Origin of the sequence: Burkholderia sp. BCC0398, from assembly GCF_902833245.1 — a bacterium.
Taxonomy (GTDB): domain Bacteria; phylum Pseudomonadota; class Gammaproteobacteria; order Burkholderiales; family Burkholderiaceae; genus Burkholderia; species Burkholderia sola.
On the sequence record NZ_CADFEM010000009.1, the window covers coordinates 11798 to 28110 of the forward strand.

The 16313-nt window shown below is 67.5% G+C and carries 15 protein-coding genes; 8 read left to right on the top strand and 7 right to left on the bottom strand.

Annotated elements, in window-relative coordinates:
- Nucleotides 1–187 precede the first annotated feature (187 nt).
- Together HWX76_RS20110 and HWX76_RS20115 are read left to right on the top strand one after the other, a co-directional pair.
- The gene (locus HWX76_RS20110; protein ID WP_124639762.1) at nt 188–2080 is read left to right on the top strand and encodes a sugar phosphate isomerase/epimerase and 4-hydroxyphenylpyruvate domain-containing protein; all 1893 of its coding nucleotides are present in this window, start codon (nt 188–190) and stop codon (nt 2078–2080) included.
- A 280-nt stretch (nt 2081–2360) separates the two neighbouring features.
- Nucleotides 2361–2624 carry a hypothetical protein gene (locus tag HWX76_RS20115; protein WP_050017302.1) on the top strand — a complete coding sequence of 88 codons (264 nt, stop codon included), beginning with the start codon at nt 2361–2363 and terminating at the stop codon, nt 2622–2624.
- Between the two features lie 86 nt (nt 2625–2710).
- Here HWX76_RS20115 and HWX76_RS20120 read toward each other — a convergent pair whose 3' ends face one another.
- A complete protein-coding gene (locus tag HWX76_RS20120) occupies nt 2711–3505 on the bottom strand; it encodes an AraC family transcriptional regulator (RefSeq protein ID WP_050017303.1) in 795 nt (264 codons plus the stop codon).
- A gap of 622 nt (nt 3506–4127) precedes the next feature.
- Here HWX76_RS20120 and HWX76_RS20125 point away from each other — a divergent pair.
- Together HWX76_RS20125 and HWX76_RS20130 are read left to right on the top strand one after the other, a co-directional pair.
- A complete protein-coding gene (locus HWX76_RS20125) occupies nt 4128–5264 on the top strand; it encodes a branched-chain amino acid ABC transporter substrate-binding protein (protein ID WP_050017345.1) in 1137 nt (378 codons plus the stop codon).
- Nucleotides 5265–5585: 321 nt separating this feature from the next.
- A complete protein-coding gene (locus HWX76_RS20130; RefSeq protein ID WP_176016252.1) occupies nt 5586–6896 on the top strand; it encodes an MFS transporter in 1311 nt (436 codons plus the stop codon).
- A 113-nt stretch (nt 6897–7009) separates the two neighbouring features.
- Here HWX76_RS20130 and HWX76_RS20135 read toward each other — a convergent pair whose 3' ends face one another.
- The 4 genes from HWX76_RS20135 to garD form a co-directional block, all read right to left on the bottom strand.
- The gene (locus tag HWX76_RS20135) at nt 7010–7447 is read right to left on the bottom strand and encodes a DoxX family protein (protein WP_176016253.1); all 438 of its coding nucleotides are present in this window, start codon (nt 7445–7447) and stop codon (nt 7010–7012) included.
- Nucleotides 7448–7639: 192 nt separating this feature from the next.
- The gene (locus HWX76_RS20140; RefSeq protein ID WP_176016254.1) at nt 7640–8095 is read right to left on the bottom strand and encodes an RbsD/FucU family protein; all 456 of its coding nucleotides are present in this window, start codon (nt 8093–8095) and stop codon (nt 7640–7642) included.
- 79 nt (nt 8096–8174) lie between these two features.
- Nucleotides 8175–8567 (bottom strand): nuclear transport factor 2 family protein, encoded by a 393-nt coding sequence (locus tag HWX76_RS20145; RefSeq protein WP_050017307.1) that lies wholly within the window; start codon nt 8565–8567, stop codon nt 8175–8177.
- A gap of 225 nt (nt 8568–8792) precedes the next feature.
- Nucleotides 8793–10346, bottom strand: a complete 1554-nt coding sequence (gene garD / locus HWX76_RS20150; RefSeq protein WP_124555333.1) for a galactarate dehydratase — start codon at nt 10344–10346, stop codon at nt 8793–8795.
- Between the two features lie 229 nt (nt 10347–10575).
- Between garD and kdgD the strand changes: the two genes are divergently transcribed.
- Nucleotides 10576–11490, top strand: a complete 915-nt coding sequence (gene kdgD, locus HWX76_RS20155) for a 5-dehydro-4-deoxyglucarate dehydratase (protein WP_089489801.1) — start codon at nt 10576–10578, stop codon at nt 11488–11490.
- Nucleotides 11491–11606: 116 nt separating this feature from the next.
- Here kdgD and HWX76_RS20160 read toward each other — a convergent pair whose 3' ends face one another.
- Nucleotides 11607–12161: a hypothetical protein gene (locus HWX76_RS20160; RefSeq protein ID WP_050017310.1), complete on the bottom strand. Its 555-nt coding sequence runs from the start codon at nt 12159–12161 to the stop codon at nt 11607–11609.
- Between the two features lie 185 nt (nt 12162–12346).
- On the opposite strand from HWX76_RS20160, the gene HWX76_RS20165 reads away from it, so the two are divergent.
- Both HWX76_RS20165 and HWX76_RS20170 read left to right on the top strand, forming a co-directional pair.
- Complete coding sequence (locus tag HWX76_RS20165; protein WP_006752328.1) at nt 12347–12544, top strand: type II toxin-antitoxin system VapB family antitoxin; 198 nt, start codon at nt 12347–12349, stop codon at nt 12542–12544.
- Nucleotides 12541–12912 (top strand): type II toxin-antitoxin system VapC family toxin, encoded by a 372-nt coding sequence (locus HWX76_RS20170; RefSeq protein ID WP_176016255.1) that lies wholly within the window; start codon nt 12541–12543, stop codon nt 12910–12912. The genes HWX76_RS20165 and HWX76_RS20170 overlap by 4 nt, the downstream gene beginning before the upstream one ends.
- A 127-nt stretch (nt 12913–13039) precedes the next feature.
- On the opposite strand, the gene HWX76_RS20175 is transcribed toward HWX76_RS20170, so the two are convergent.
- Nucleotides 13040–14617, bottom strand: a complete 1578-nt coding sequence (locus HWX76_RS20175; RefSeq protein WP_089489802.1) for an aldehyde dehydrogenase (NADP(+)) — start codon at nt 14615–14617, stop codon at nt 13040–13042.
- Between the two features lie 246 nt (nt 14618–14863).
- On the opposite strand from HWX76_RS20175, the gene HWX76_RS20180 reads away from it, so the two are divergent.
- On the top strand, nt 14864–16249 hold the full coding sequence (locus tag HWX76_RS20180; protein ID WP_176016256.1) for an MFS transporter: 1386 nt from the start codon (nt 14864–14866) through the stop codon (nt 16247–16249).
- Nucleotides 16250–16313 lie beyond the last annotated feature (64 nt).

Below are 16313 nucleotides of genomic sequence, written 5' to 3' on the forward strand. Positions count from 1 at the left end.
TCCGGGTTTTCGCTAATTTGTACCATCTAGTTAGTTTGTACAATACGGATGACTAGCCCAGTAAATTCGGGATATGGCGCCCGCGCCGAACTCAACGACTGGTTCATTCAGGGTCGGTTCGGCACGGTCGGTTAGACACGGTCGGTTAGACCGGCGTCATGCCCCGCTCATCCGCAGGAATCGCCCCATGCAGCGCTCGATCGCCACCGTGTCACTGTCCGGCACGCTCGCCGAGAAGCTCGCCGCCGTCCAGGCCGCGGGCTTCGACGGCGTCGAAATCTTCGAAAACGACCTCGTCTACTTCGACGGATCGCCGGCCGACGTCCGGCGCATGGCCGCCGATCTCGGCCTCGACATCGTGCTGTTCCAGCCGTTTCGCGACTTCGAGGGCGTGAGCGCGGCCCAGCTCGCGCGCAATCTCGACCGGATCAAGCGCAAGTTCGACGTGATGCATGCGCTCGGCACCGATCGCATCCTCGTCTGCAGCAGCGTGGCGGCCGATACGATCGCCGACGACGGGTTGCTCGTCGACCAGCTCGGCGTGCTCGCCGAAGCCGCGCGGCAGGCCGGCGTGGTGGCCGCGTACGAAGCGCTCGCGTGGGGCCGCGTCGTGAAGCGGTACGGCCACGCGTGGAAGCTCGTGAACGCGGTGAACAGCCCGCACCTCGGCCTCGCGCTCGACAGCTTCCACACGCTGTCGCTCGACGATTCGCCGGACGGGATCGCCGACATCCCCGGCGACCGGATCGCCTTCGTGCAGATCGCCGACGCGCCGAAGCTCGTGATGGACGTGATCGAATGGAGTCGCCACTACCGCTCGTTCCCCGGCCAGGGCGACTTCGACCTGGCGCGCTTCACTGCGCGCGTGATCGAGTCGGGCTATACGGGGCCGCTATCGCTGGAGATCTTCAACGATGGCTTCCGCGCGGCGCCGACCGCGCTCACGGCCGCCGACGGCCATCGCTCGCTGCTCTATCTGGAAGACCTGACGCGCGCGCGGCTCGCCCAGGAGGGCCGCGCGCCGGCCGCCAGCCAGCCGCTGTTCGCACCGCCCGCGCCGCCCGCGCACGTCGGGTTCCAGTTCATCGAATTCGCGGTCGACGCGCAGGCGGCGGCGACCGTCGGCGAATGGCTCGGCCGGATGCGCTTCCGGCTCGCCGGCCGGCATCGCTCGAAGGACGTGACGCTGTTCCAGCACGGCGCTGCATCGATCGTGCTGAACGCCGAGCGCGACTCGTTCGCCGATGCGTTCTTCCAGCAGCACGGGCTGTCGCTGTGCGCGTCGGCGTTCCGCGTCGACGACGCGAAAGTGGCGTTCGAACGCGCGGCAGGCTTCGGCTACGCGCCGTTCTCGGGCCAGGTCGGGCCGAACGAGCGCGTGCTGCCGAGCGTGAAGGCGCCGGACGGCAGCCTCGAATATTTCGTCGACGAAGCGCCGGATGCGCCGACGCTGTATGAATCGGACTTCGTGCTGACCGACATCGACGGCCCCACCGAAGTCGGCCCGCTGACGGGTATCGACCATGTGTGCCTCGCGCTGCCGGCCGACGCGCTCGACACGTGGATCCTGTTCTTCAAGACGGCGTTCGGCTTCGACGCCGAGCGCAGCTGGCTCGTGCCCGACCCGTACGGGCTGATGCGCAGCCGCGCGGTACGCAGCGCCGACGGCTCGGTGCGGATCGCGCTGAACGCGTCGGTCGACCGTCATACGGCCGTCGCCGAATCGCTCGACCGCTACCACGGCACCGGGCTGAACCACGTCGCGTTCCGCACGGACGACATCGTGAAGACGGTCGCCGCGTTCGCGGCCGACGGCGTCCCGTTCCTGCGCATTCCGGCCAACTACTACGACGATCTCGCCGCGCGCTATGCGCTACCGGACGAACTGATCGACACGCTGAGCGCGCATCACCTGCTCTACGACCGCGACGAGGACGGCGGCGAATTCCTGCATGCGTATACGGAACTGGTCGACAACCGCTTCTCGCTCGAGATCGTCGAGCGGCGCGGCGGGTATGACGGCTACGGCGCGGCGAACGCGGCCGTGCGGCTCGCCGCGCAAGCGCAGCGGCGGAAATAAGGATGAGAGAAGTTCGGGGCCGGAGCGCGCTCGCGATTCGGCGATCGATTGGACCGCGCGATCTCGCCGCGCGCCATCGTCGCACATCGGGCAGCCAGGTACCGGCCTGCGCGGTCGGCCGCGGCCATGCCGGAACCCGCGCGCCGCCCGCCGTTACATCCCGTAACCCGTACCGCGGTGCAGCATTGCGCCGCCCGCCCCGGTTTTAAGAATCGCTTAAGTCTTCGACGGCACCATCCGCAACCAGTACCCGATGGTTATCTCGAAAAGGAGGAAAGCGATGAGCGCCGTAGAAGCACCCGCGGGCCGCCCGGCCGCGCCCCCTGCAAAGAAGACGATGCTGCGCCGCCTGCTCAGTCATCATGAAATCGCGACGTTGCTCGTGCTGCTGCATGCACCGATCGGCGCGAACGCCAAACCCGAATTGCCCGCGCTGCAGGAAGCCGGCCTCGTCGAAATGGTCAAGCTCGACCCCGATACGAGCCCGAGCTTCCGGCTGACCGAAGACGGCACGGCCGTCCTGAAAGGGCTCGGCTACCGCTGAGCCAGCGCTTCACCCTTTCCCGTTTCCCCGCCTTACCCCGCCTTACCCCGATCCCTGTGACGCGCCGGCCGCCCCGGCGAGTCGCGTCACCCTGCCCGCTCCTGCAGCATCAACCGGTATTCCGTCGGCGTCACGCCGACCGTCGCCTTGAACTGGCGCGTGAACGCGCTGTGATCCGTATAGCCGCATAGCGCGGCGACGTCGGTCACCTTGTCGTGCGTGACGAGCAGCGCGGTGGCCGCGTCGAGCCGCGTCTTCAGCAGCACCTGGCGCGGCGTCAGGTGGAACACCTTGTGGAAGTAGCGTTCGAGCTGCGCGACCGACATCCCGGCCATCTGCGCGAGCTGCTTCAGGTTCAGCGGCTGCACGTAATGATCCTGGATGTGCTGGACCACGTCGGCGAGCCGGCTGTACGCCGGGTGCGATCCCTCGTGCGCCTTCAGGTCGCGCGAGATGCCGGCGAGGCCGACCACCCGGCCCGCGGCGTCGCGCAGCGGCTCCTTGCAGGTCAGGCACCAGCCCGGCTGGCGGCCCGGATACAGGTGCAGCTCGAGCTGATCCATCAACTGCTGGCCGGCGTTGATCGTCGCCATGTCCTGCTCGAAATAGCTGCGGCCGAAGCGGCGCGGAAACACCTCGTCGGCCGTCTTGCCGAGCAGGTCGCGCTTGTCCTTGTAGCCGCAGCGCATCGCCAGCGTGCGATTGACGATCGCATAGCGGCCGCTCGCATCCTTCACGAAAAACGCGACGTCCGGCAGCGCATCGAACACCGGTTCAAGCAGGCGAAAATGCGCGAGCATCGCGCCGAAATCGGCGTTGTCGGGCTGGTAGCACAACGTATCGGACAGGCTCATGGGCGGTACGGCAAGCAAGGTCGTCATCCCGGCAACCGCGAAGCGAGTGGCAGATGGCGTCGATTATAGGAGCGCCCCTTCGATCGCGTTGCATCGAATGCGGGGCGGACAAGACTGTGGCCGGCGGCATCGCACGCCGCCGATCGGCTCCATCGGTGGGCGACGCTGGTTGTGTACGCAACTAATGCGCATATGGTGTGCGGGCTAGCGACCGTTCCGCCCTCTCCGTAACCGGCGCAGCGCATCGACACGCCGGCACCACGCACCCGAATCCCGTCATCGTAAAAATGCCGACGACCCGCGTCTTGGCGGGTTTGCGCACTCGTCATGACGATTTCGGCATATATCAGGGTAATCGACGATATGCCGATATCGTCGCCGGCCGCGCATCGAACGCGCAAGACGCACGCATTTTCGCTAACTAGACTTCGCTTCACGGTCACGAGACGACCTCCCGGTGCTGCCACAATCGGCACGCACGGGTCACCGCATCCGCTGTCGCGTACGCCGATTCCGGCACAACGCGCGTGGCACGCGGCGAGCACGCATGGCCTGCGCATCGGCCTGCCGACCGAACCGTCTCGCCCGGTTTACCGGCGCCGCCCGCATGCGCGCGGCGCCCCAACCACGCCATCAAGGGGAAGTGAAAGTGAAGCTGAAGGTATCGCACGTCGCGCTGGCCGCCGCCTGCGCACTGTCGGGCGCGCACGCCGTCGCCGCCGACGTCGTCAAGATCGGTTTCGCCGCACCGCTGACCGGCCCGCAGTCGAATTACGGCACGGACATGCAGAAGGGCGTGCAGCTCGCGATCGCCGATTTCAACGCGACGCATCCGACGATCGGCGGCAAGCCCGTCACGTTCCAGCTCGACGCGCAGGACGACCAGGCCGACCCGCGCACCGGCACGACCGTCGCGCAGCGGCTGATCGACGACAACGTGCGCGGGATCATCGGCCACTTCAACTCGGGCACCAGCATTCCCGCGTCCGACCTGTACGATCGCGCGGGGCTGCCGCAGATCTCGATGGCGACGTCGCCGCAATACACGGCGCGCGGCTACAAGACGACCTACCGGTTGCTGACGAGCGACGCGCAGGCGGGCCGCATCGTCGGCACGTACGCGGTGAAGACGCTGCGCTTCAAGCGCATCGCGATCATCGACGACCGCACGGCCTACGGCCAGGGCATCGCCGACGAATTCGCGAAGGCCGTCGAAGCGGCCGGCGGCACGATCGTCAAGCGCGACTTCACGAACGACAAGGCGCTCGATTTCTCCGCGATCCTGACCAACCTGAAGGGCGTGAATCCGGACGCGGTCTTCTACGGCGGCGGCGACGCGCAATCGTCGCCGATGATCCGCAAGATGCGCCAACTCGGGATGAAGTCGGCGTTCGTGACGGGCGAGATGTCGCGCTCGCCGACGTTCCTGAAGGTCGGCGGCGACGCGGCCGAAGGCGCGATCGTCTACATGGGCGGGCTGCCGAAGGAAAAGATGCCGGGCTTCTCCGGCTACGCCGCACGCTACAAGGCGCGCTTCAACGAAGACGTGATCACGTACTCGCCGTATTCGTACGACGGCACGATCGCGCTGCTCAGCGCGATGAAGGACGCGAACTCGACCGATCCGAAGGTGTACACGCCGTATCTCGGCAAGGTGTCGATCAAGGGCGTGTCGGCGCCCAGCATCGCGTACGACGCGAAGGGCGACCTGAAGGATGCGCCGGTGACGATCTACAAGGTCGAGCGCGGCGCGTTCAAGCCGGTCGACACGATCGCCGGCAACTGATAACCGATACGCGGCCCCTGCCCCGCGCGGCGCGCCCGCGGCTCACCGGCCGCCCGCGCCGCGCGCTTCGGCTGCATGGTCCGAAGCCGCTCCCGGCGCGCGCCCGCGCGCGGGCATTTCGCGCTCCTGTAGAATCCCCCCACCCGCTTTGACGCTTCGTCTCCGCCGTGCCCCATCCCGGTGCGGCGGCGCGTGTTGCGTGCCTCACCCGGCACGCGGCGCGCTTCGACGACGCAAGCCGCGCCTTGTCAGTCCATGCCGAAAAGCGGGCCCTGGAGACGCAGCACCGACAACACCATTCGAAAAACGATCGTCCTGACCATGCAAGCTTCCGAATTGAGCGGCGTGCCTCGCGCCGCCGAACGCGCGCTCACGCGCAGCGACTACAAGACCCTTGGCCTCGCCGCACTCGGCGGCGCCCTCGAGTTCTACGACTTCATCATCTTCGTGTTCTTCGCGCCGGCGATAGGGCAGCTCTTCTTCCCGCACGACATTCCGGACTGGCTGCGCCAGCTGCAGACGTTCGGCATCTTCGCGGCCGGCTATCTCGCGCGCCCGCTCGGCGGCGTGATCATGGCGCACTTCGGCGACCTGTTCGGCCGCAAGCGGATGTTCACGCTGAGCGTGCTGATGATGTCGGTGCCGACGCTGCTGATGGGCCTGCTGCCGACCTACGACACGATCGGCATCCTCGCGCCGGTGTTGCTGCTGCTGTTCCGCGTGCTGCAAGGCGCGGCGGTCGGCGGCGAAGTGCCGGGCGCGTGGGTGTTCGTGTCCGAGCACGTGCCGTCGCGCCACATCGGCTATGCGTGCGGCACGCTGACCGCGGGCCTCACGGCCGGCATCCTGCTCGGCTCGCTCGTCGCGGCCGGCATCAACAGCCGTTACTCCGCGGCCGAAGTCGGCGCGTTCGCATGGCGCATCCCGTTCCTGCTCGGCGGCGTGTTCGGGCTGTTCTCCGTGTACCTGCGCCGCTGGCTGCATGAAACGCCGGTGTTCGCCGAAATGAAGGCGAAAAAGGCGCTCGCGGCCGAGATTCCGCTGAAGGCGGTGCTGCGCGACCACGGCCGCGCGGTGATCGTGTCGATGCTGCTCACGTGGATGCTGTCGGCCGCGATCGTCGTCGTGATCCTGATGACGCCCGCGCTGCTGCAGAAGCAGTTCCACCTGGCGCCCGCGACCACGCTGTTCGCGAACAGCATCGCGACGCTGTGCCTGACGGCCGGCTGCATCACCGCCGGTTCGCTCGCGGGCCGGATCGGTGCGAAGCGCGTGCTGGGCATCGGCGGCATCGGGCTGGCCGCGTGCTACTACCTGCTGTTCGTGCAGGTCGCGGCCGATGCGTCGAGGCTGCCGCTCTACTACGGGATCGCGGGCTTCATGGTCGGCACGATCGGCGCGGTGCCGTTCGTGATGGTCAGGAGCTTCCCGGCCGTCGTGCGCTTCTCGGGCATCTCGTTCTCGTACAACGTCGCGTACGCGATCTTCGGCGGGCTCACGCCGGTGATCGTGTCGCTGATGATGAAGTCGAATCCGCTCGCGCCGGTCGTGTACGTCGCGGCGATCTGCGTGCTCGGCGCGATCGCCGTGCAGTTCTCGAAGGATGCGAAGGACGTGAAGGACGCACGCTGAACGTCGGCGCGCACGCGCCGGCCGGATGAACGAAGGGCCGAATCCCGCGGCGTGCGGGATTCGGCCCTTTTGTGTTGCGTCGGCGTCGCGACGACTACCCAAGTGTGCTCAGTTCAACGCAGCACGCCGTACGACGAATTCGGCCGGCGCAGCGCGTCGATGCTCGCGCCGCCGGCGCCGGTGACGAACAGCAGCAGGAACCCGCCGGCGATCGCGACGTTCTTCCAGAAGTGAATCACCATGTCGTGCTGGACGGCGGCGTTCGTCGCGTCCCAGAAATTGTGCCCGACCATCGCGGTCACGATCGTGTAGACCGCCATCAGCAATGCGAGCGGCCGGACCTTGTAGCCGACGATCAGCAGCAGGCCGCCGAGCCCCTCGATCGCGACGACGATCGGCGCGACGACCTGTTGATACGGCACGTTCATCCCGTGCAGATACGCGACGAAATCGCTGTAGCCGAGCAGCTTCATGATGCCGCCCCACAAGAACAACGCCGCCAGCGCCAGGCGTGCGAAAAAAATGACGCCGGAATCGACGGTACGCGTCATGCCTCTCTCCTCGTATGCAATTCGGCCGCCCGCGCCGGGCGCGCCCGGGCGGTTCGGCGCCGCGCGGCCCGGGAGGGCGCGCGGCAAATGGGCCAGCATAGAGGGTCTTTCCGCGGTGTCCAAGAAAAAGGTTGTAGCAAATCTTTACACTGCGGCGGCCGCGCCGGCGGCCCGGCGCGCTGAAAAACGCGTTTAGCCCGCGTCGCTCAACAGCACGCCTTTCTTGAAGATGAAGCAGCCGTAGCCGCGCGTTTCGCCGGTGACGATCACCGCATACGTCTGCTGCGCGCGCTCGTAGAACGCGAAACGCTCGACGCCGGTCAGCGGCACCGAGCGCCCTTCCGCGCGGTCGATTTCGGCCTGCACTTCGCGCTGCACGGGCGGCACCGCGGCCGCGTCGCCGACGACTTCCATCCGCCACGCGGGCGTGTCGACGAACGAGTCGAGCGGCAGCACCGACAGCACCGCGCGCACGACGCGCGCCGAATCGGCGCCGTCGACGCGCAGCGCGCGGCCGACCACCGTGTGCTCGGCGACGGATTCCGCCGGGAAGTTCGCGTCGCAGATCGCGATTTCGTCACCGTGGCCCATCGCGCGCAGCGTGTGCAGGATGTCGGCGTGCAGCAGCGGGTCGAGATTCTTCAGCATGTCGGTGGGTCTCCGGGGTGGGGAACGAATCGCATAACGTTACCCGATCCCGGCGGCCGTGGTGCATGCATCGTTCACGTCACGACGCCCCGGCCGGCATTTCGTCGATGAAACCCGTGACCGACGCGAGGCGGCCCGACGCGTCGACGATGCCGAAGTCCGAGCCCTTCACGATCGCCGCGCCGTCGGGCGACACGAGCGCCCACGAGAACCGCAGATGCTGGCCGAACGCGTCCACGTCGGTCGTGCGGCGAAAGCGGTACGCGGGGAAGCGTTGCTGCACGGCGGCGATCATCGTGTCGATGCCCGCGTGGCCGTCGCCGGCCATCAGCGAATCGCGATAGGCCGCGTCGCTTGCGTACGTCGCGTCGATCAGTTCGCGGCGGCGCGCGGCGTCGGATTCGTTCCACGCGTCGAAGTAGCGGTCGATCAGGTCGGCGTGAACGGACGAAGCGGATTGAGCGGTGTTCATGGCGAGGCTCCTTGTGTCGGTAGACGATGTCGCGGACGTTTCGGGTCCGCGTGCCGCTATCGTCGCCGGGGCCGCGCAAGCGGTCGATTACGCGCGAGGTAAGGAAATCGCGCCGACCATGCGCGGCACGCCTGCGCCGCCGAATCGGGAATACGCCGCCGCAAAGAAAACGGGCGCCCGAAGGCGCCCGCATCGTCTTGCCGCCACCACCGCGCGCGTCAGGCGTCAGGTCACCGGCGCCGGATTGAACAGCGTCAGCGCATTCGCGAGCTTCCATTGCTCGGCCCACGTGCGGCGCTTGCCGCTGGCGACGTCGAGCATCAGCCGGAACAGTTCCCAGCCCGTGTCCTCGATCGTTGCCGCACCGGTCGCGATCTGCCCCGCGTCGAGATCCATCAGGTCGTGCCAGCGGCGCGCGAGATCGCTGCGCGTCGCGACCTTGATCACCGGCACCTGCGCGAGCCCGTACGGCGTGCCGCGGCCAGTCGTGAAAATATGCAGGTTCATCCCCGCCGCGAGCTGCAGCGTGCCGCAGATGAAATCGCTCGCGGGCGTCGCCGCGTACAGCAGCCCCTTCTGCCGCGCGCGATCGCCGGGGCGCACGACGCCGGCGATCGGCGCGCTGCCCGACTTCACGATCGACCCCATCGCCTTCTCGACGATGTTCGACAGGCCGCCCTTCTTGTTGCCCGGCGTCGTGTTCGCGCTGCGGTCGACGCGGCCACGCTCCAGATAGCGGTCGTACCAGTCCATCTCGCGGATGATCTCGCGGGCCACCGCTTCGTTCGCCGCACGCGACGTGAGCTGCGCGACGCCGTCGCGCACTTCGGTCACTTCCGAGAACATGATCGTCGCGCCCGCGCGCACGAGCAGGTCGGCCGCGAAGCCGACGGCCGGGTTCGCGGTGAGCCCCGAGAACGCGTCGCTGCCGCCGCACTGCACGCCGACGACGAGGTCCGATGCCGGGCAAGTTTCGCGGCGCCGACGGTTCAACCGCTCGAGATGCGATTCGGCCATCTTCATGATCGAATCGATCATCGAATTGAAGCCGACGTGCGCGGCGTCCTGCAGGCACACGACGCCGCCGTTGCCGGTCGCGCCGTCGGCGGCCACCGGAATCGCGCCCGGCGGCAGCAGGCGCTCGGGCTGCAGCTTCTCGCAGCCGAGGCTCACGGTCATCACTTCGCCGCCGAAGTTCGGGTTCAGGCTGATGTTGCGCAGCGTGCGGATCGGGATGTCGGCGTCGGGCGCATCGATCGCGACGCCGCAGCCGTACGTATGTTCGAGCCCGACCACGTCGTCGACGTTCGGGTAGCGCGGCAGCAGCTCGTCCTTGATCCGCTTCACCGCGTGCTCGACGACGCCCGACACGCACTGCACGGTCGTCGTGATCGCGAGGATGTTGCGCGTGCCGACCGAGCCGTCCGCATTGCGAAAGCCCTCGAACGTATAGCCTTCGAGCGGCTCGAGCGGCGGCGCGGCACGCGTCGCGAGCGGCAGGTCGTCGAGCCCCGGCGGCTCGGGCATGCGCATCGTGCGCTCGTTGACCCAGCTGCCGCGCCGCAGGTCGGTCAGCGCATAGCCGATCACCACGTTGTAGCGAATGACCGGATCGCCGGTCGCGAGGTCGACGAGCGCGACCTTGTGCCCCTGCGGCACGCCTTCGCACAGCGTCAGCCCGTCGGCGAAGGTCGCGCCTTCGGACAAACCGCCGTCGTTGACGACGATCGCGACGTTGTCGTCCGGATGCACGCGGATGTAGAGAGGGGAAGCAGTCATCGGAATTCCTGGAAGCCTATCTGCGATATCGTTAGTCATCATACGACATTCAACCTCACTTGATGATGCTGCGTAAACCCTTATCCGGAAAGACCCTACCCCTGACCCGCCAGCAAACCGCTTGCGTCGCTCATTCATGCGTTGTACGATGACATACAACGACATCGCCAATTCGGCTCGTATGCCGTTTCCGACGAACCAGCACTCGCGCTAGACGGACGACCCAACCATGACTTCACCGCAAGAACTCAAACAAATCATCTCCCACGGCCTGCTGTCGTTTCCGCTGACGGATTTCGACGCCGACGGCAGCTTCCGTCCGACCACCTACGCCGAGCGCCTCGAATGGCTGGCGCCGTATGGCGCGAGCGCATTGTTCGCGGCCGGCGGCACCGGCGAATTCTTCTCGCTCACGCAGCGCGAGTATTCGGACGTGATCCGCGTCGCGACGGAAACCTGCAAGGGCAAGGTGCCGATCCTGGCCGGCGCGGGCGGCGCGACGCGCGTCGCGATCGAATATGCGCAGGAAGCCGAGCGCCTCGGCGCGAGCGGCGTGCTGCTGATGCCGCACTACCTGACCGAAGCGAGCCAGGAAGGGATCGCCGACCACGTCGAGCAGGTGTGCCGCGCGCTGAAGATCGGCGTCGTGGTGTACAACCGCGCGAATTCGAAGCTGAATGCGGACATGCTCGAGCGCCTCGCCGACCGTTGCCCGAACCTGATCGGCTTCAAGGACGGCGTCGGCGAAATCGAGAGCATGGTCACGATCCGCCGCCGTCTCGGCGATCGTTTCGCATACCTCGGCGGGCTGCCGACGGCTGAAGTCTATGCGGCCGCGTACAAGGCGCTCGGCGTGCCGGTGTACTCGTCGGCCGTGTTCAACTTCATCCCGAAGACGGCGATGGCATTCTACGAAGCGATCGCGAACGACGACCACGCGACGGTCGGCCGCCTGATCGACGAGTTCTTCCTGCCGTACCTGAAGATCCGCAATCGCCGCGCCGGCTACGCGGTCAGCATCGTGAAGGCGGGCGCGAAGCTCGTCGGCCACGACGCGGGCCCGGTGCGCGCGCCGCTCGTCGACCTGACCGACGAAGAAGCAGCCGAACTCGACGTGCTGATCAAGAAGATGGGCCCGCAGTAAGCCGGGTTCGCCGGCGGCGCAGGGCCTTCATCGGCACGGCGCGCCGGCTCCCGCAGTCCTCCCTATTCGTATCGCGCAATGGCCGCGTGGCTCGACGAGCCGGCGCGGCCATTGCATTACATCTGCGCGATCGCGCCGATGATCCGCTGCCGCACGCTCGCGAGCGTACGCTGCGTCTCGTCGATCCCCTTGCGGGCCGCGAGCGGCCGGCCGCGCGCCGGCGACTCGGCGCCCACGATCTGTTCCAGCACGTCGCGATCGACGACCGCATCGAAGAAGCGCCCGACGGTAAACATCGCGTACTGCTTCGCGGTCGCGAGATGCGTGTTGGCCTGCGTGAGCGCGTCGGCGCGCTCCGCGCCGTTCGGCCCGTCGATGCTGCGGCGATGCTTCAGCGCGAACACCACGGCCTCCATGTCGTACTTGAAGCGCTCGACGGCCCTGCCGAAGATCAACGAATGCGGATCGGAGCCCGCGACGGGCCGCCCCTGGTTGATCGTCACGTCGAATTCGCTGCCGCCCAGTTCGCGCTGCAGCGCGAACAGCGCGTCGGCCAGCACGCGCCCTTCGCTGGTTTCGCCGATCTGGGTACGGACCGATTTCGCGACGTCGCCGATCGTTTTCCACAACCCTGCCGCGAACAGGTGGTCGCCACGCTTGCTGATAGTCATCGGATGGTTCCTTGTTGGTCTTGTGATCTCTCAGGCTCGCCTGCGGGCCGGACGGCCCGAGGCTTCGCTACTGTAGGAGAAACGCGGGCAACAGGAAAGCCGACCTCTCGCCGCCCCGTCCGCGCATCAATATGATAACCACTTGATGTCATAATTGATGCATCGACTTTTCCCGGGAGCCGCCCATGCGCACCACCTTGTCCCTCGACGACGCACTGCTCGCAAAAGCGCAGCAATTGACCGGCGTCACCGAAAAGTCGGCGCTCGTGAGAGAAGCGCTGCGCGCATTGATCGCCCGCGAAAGCGCGCGACGACTCGCCCGCCTCGGCGGCACCGAGCCCGACCTTGAATCGGTTCCACGCCGCCCGTCGGAGCCCGCATGATCCTTGTCGACACTTCGGTCTGGATCGATCACTTGCGGGCCGGCGACGCGACGCTCACCGCATTGCTGGAAGCGGAGCGCGTGTTGATCCATCCGTTCATCGTCGGCGAGCTTGCCCTCCGTAGCATGCGCAATCGCGAGACCGTGCTGGATGCGCTGCGCGACCTTCCGGCCGCAACCGTTGCAACCGACGACGAGGTGCAGCGCATGATCGATGCCGTCCCGCTTCACGGGCTCGGCATCGGTTACGTCGATGCCCACCTGCTTGCGTCGGCCAGACTGACCGGCGACAGCAAGCTATGGACGCGCGACCGGCGCCTGCTGGCTGCAGCGGAACGCTTGCAACTCGTCGCCCGCCCCGCTCACTGACCGAGCGAAACCGGCACCAAAGCCCGCGCGGAATAAAAAAGCGGCGGGGCCCGTGGGCCCCGCCGCCGTGTTCCAACGTGCCGGGACGCATCCCTCCCGGGACAGTGCGTTCACCGGTTATGCCACGTCACTCCGCCTTGCCGTCCCGCAGCCGCGGAATCGCGAGCGGATTGCCTTCCCGCAGCCCTTCGGGCAGCAGGTCGTCCGGGAAGTCCTGATAACACACCGGCCGCAGGAAGCGCTCGATCGCGGTCGCGCCGACCGACGTGACGGCCGGGTTCGACGTCGCGGGGAACGGCCCGCCGTGCACCATCGCATCGCACACCTCGACGCCGGTCGGGTAACCGTTGACGAGCAGGCGGCCGGCCTTGCGCTCGAGGATCGGCAGCAGCCGGCGCGCGAGCGGCTTGTCGTCGGCGTCGATTTGCAGCGTGGCCGTCAACTGGCCTTCGAGCGCGTCGAGCACACGCGCGACTTCGTCGAGATCGCGGCAGCGCACGATCAGCGACGCCGGCCCGAACACCTCGTGGCTGAACGCCGGCTCGGCCAGGAACGCCTGCGCGCCCACTTCATACAGCGCGCCGCCCGCCTGGCAGTCGGTCTGCGCGGCCTCGCCCGCGCCGATTTCGCGCACGCCCGGCAATTCGGCCAGCTTGCCGCGGCCATTGCGGTACGCATCCGCGATGCCGTGCGTCAGCATTACGCCGGCGGGCTTCTTCGCGAGCGCCTGCGCGGCGACGGATTCGAAACGGTCGAGATCGGGGCCGTCGATCGCGAGCACGAGGCCCGGATTCGTACAGAACTGACCGACGCCGAGCGTCAGCGAATCGACGAAGCCCGTCGCGATCGCGTCGCCGCGCGCGGCCAGCGCGGCCGGGAACAGCACGACCGGGTTGATGCTGCTCATTTCCGCATAGACGGGAATCGGCTGCGGGCGCGCGTTCGCGTGCTGCACGAGCGCCATCCCGCCCTGCCGCGACCCGGTGAAACCGACCGCCTGGACCGCCGGATGGCTGACCAGCGCCGCGCCGATCACGCGGCCGGGGCCGACCAGCAGCGAGAACACGCCGGCCGGCATGCCGGTTTTCTCGACCGCGGCGCGGATCGCGCGGCCAACCAGTTCGGACGTGCCGAGGTGCGCTTCGTGCGCCTTCACGATCACCGGGCAGCCGGCCGCGAGCGCCGACGCGGTATCGCCGCCGGCCACCGAGAACGCGAGCGGGAAATTGCTCGCGCCAAATACGACGACGGGCCCGAGCGCGACTTTCTGCAGCCGCAGGTCCGAGCGCGGCAGCGGCGTGCGTGCCGGCTGCGCGGGATCGATCGACGCGGCGAGGAAGCGCCCGTCGCGCACGACGCGCGCGAACAACCGGAGCTGGCCGACGGTGCGGCCGCGCTCGCCCTGCAGCCGCGCGACGGGCAGGCCCGTTTCGGCGTGCGCGCGCTCGATCAGCGCGTCGCCGAGCGCGACGATCTCATCGGCGATCGCTTCGAGAAACGCCGCGCGGGCCGCGAGCGGCTGCGTACGGTACGCATCGAACGCGTCGCGTGCGAGTTCGCACGCGCGGTCGACGTCGGCCTGCGTCGCGACGCCGAACGCCGGGGCCTCGATCGGCGCGCCCTTCGTCGGGTCGAACGCGTGCAAGGTGCCTGCCGAGCCGGCCACCGCTTCGGCGCCGATCAGCATCTCTCCTGTCAGTTGCATGGGTGTGCTCCGTGGTTCGGGAATGGATGGCTCATTGTAACGCAACAGATACGATGTCTGCCGACGGCATTGCGTCATTCTCGCCGCCCGCGAGGGCGCGGACGATACACCGGCGTGGGTTGTCCGGCCAGTAAATCGCGACATTCCCATATTGTGACGCGGACTTCAAAGGGAAAACCCGAGGTTTCTGAATTCGTGCATTGTCAATACACTTTCGTCCATGTCATACGACGACGTACGTTTAAAATGCCCAATCCGTCCTCCCCTCGTGATCTTCCGCTCGACATCGCGCGCACCGCGCGCCGCACCGCGGTGCGTTACTGGATCCTGGCGATGCTGTTCGTCGTCACGACGCTCAACTATGCGGACCGCGCGACGTTGTCGATCACCGGCACGCCGATCCGCAAGGCGTTCGGCATCGACCCGGTGACGATGGGCTACATCTTCTCGGCGTTCAGCTGGGCGTACGTGCTCGCGCAACTGCCAAGCGGCTGGCTGCTCGACCGCTTCGGCGCGCGGCGCGTGTATGCGGCGAGCATCTTCCTGTGGTCGGCGTTCACGCTGCTGCAGAGCACGATCGGCCTCGGCGGCAGCGCCGCGTTCGCGGTCGCCGCGCTGTTCGCGATGCGCTTCGCGGTCGGCATCGCGGAGGCGCCCGCGTTCCCGGCGAACGCGAAGGTCGTCGCGAGCTGGTTTCCGACCGCCGAGCGCGGCACCGCGTCGGCGATCTTCAACGCCGCGCAGTACTTCGCGGCCGTGGTGTTCTCGCCGCTGATGGCCTGGCTCACGCATGCGTACGGCTGGCACCATGTGTACCTGTGGCTGGGCCTGGCCGGCATCGCGCTCGCGTTCCTGTGGCTGCGCGTCGTGAAGGACCCGGCCGACCATCCGGCCGTGAACCGCGCGGAACTCGATCATATCGAGCAGGGTGGCGGCCTCGTGCGGTCGACGGGCGGCGCGCGCGGCAGCGGCGGCGGCGCTTCCGAGGGCAGCCGCGTGGCCGGCTGGTACTACGTGCGCCAGTTGCTGTCGAACCGGATGCTGATTGGCGTGTACCTCGGCCAGTACTGCGTGAACGTGCTCACGTACTTCTTCCTCACGTGGTTCCCGATCTACCTCGTCCAGGCGCGCGGGATGTCGCTGCTGAAGGCCGGCTTCATGACGTCGCTGCCGGCGATCTGCGGGTTCCTCGGCGGCGTGCTCGGCGGGATGCTGTCGGACGCGCTGATCCGCCGCGGCGTATCGCTGACGCTCGCGCGCAAGATTCCGATCGTCGGCGGGATGCTGCTGTCGATGACGATCATCGGCTGCAACTACGTCGACAGCGAAGCGCTGGTCATCATGCTGATGGCCGTGTCGTTCTTCGGCAAGGGGATCGGCTCGCTCGGCTGGGCCGTCGTCGCGGATACCGCGCCGAAGGAAGCGATCGGCCTGTCGGGCAGCCTGTTCAACATGTTCGGCAACACGGCGGGCATCGTCGCGCCGATCGCGATCGGCTATCTCGTCGGCGCGAGCGGCTCGTTCAACGGCGCACTGGTGTTTGTCGGGCTGAATGCGCTCGTCACCGTGTTCAGCTATCTCGTGATCGTGAAGGACATCAAGCGCGTCGAACTGCGTCATCGCGACGCGTGAGGTTCGGCCTTTGAAAAACGGCGGCCGCCTTTTACGCGGCCGCCGCTTTTTTGCATCGGATCGG